Annotated in this window: 1 protein-coding gene; it reads left to right on the top strand. The window is 57.9% G+C overall.

What is annotated here, in order from left to right; all coding sequences use genetic code 11:
• Nucleotides 1-262 precede the first annotated feature (262 nt).
• Nucleotides 263-416: FTR1 family protein (locus tag JF66_RS22645; RefSeq protein ID WP_197059517.1), on the top strand; the 154-nt coding region annotated here is incomplete at its 3' end.

Genomic DNA, 416 nt, shown 5'->3' with positions numbered 1-416 from the left:
AGGGAGACCCGAGGTCGTGCAGGCGAGCGATTGTGCCGCCAGTCAGCCAGGATTCATCGCCTGGGCGCCCATGCACGAACACGATGTGTTCGCCGCTACCGGACATAACCATGGGACCCCGCTGCATTCCTCGATAAAGACACATTCACCTCACAGAATCATAACTAGACATGGGCGGGTGTCCGGGGCTAGAGTCGGAAAAGGTAAGGTTAGCCTTACCATCATTCACAGCTATTCCGCATCTTGACCTTCTGGACGTGACGTGCTCGGTAACTACCTGATCGGCCTTCGCGAGGGGCTTGAAGCAGCCCTGATCGTGACTATTCTCATCGCCTACATCGTCAAGATCGACCGCAAAGACGTTCTGCCGCGCATCTGGCTCGGCGTCGGACTCGCGGTGGCGCTCGCTCTGGGAA

This window comes from Cryobacterium sp. MLB-32, from assembly GCF_000738085.1.
In the GTDB taxonomy this organism is placed as follows: domain Bacteria; phylum Actinomycetota; class Actinomycetes; order Actinomycetales; family Microbacteriaceae; genus Cryobacterium.
The sequence above is the reverse complement of the archived record's forward strand: the minus strand, read 5'-3'. Positions and strand labels throughout refer to the sequence as shown.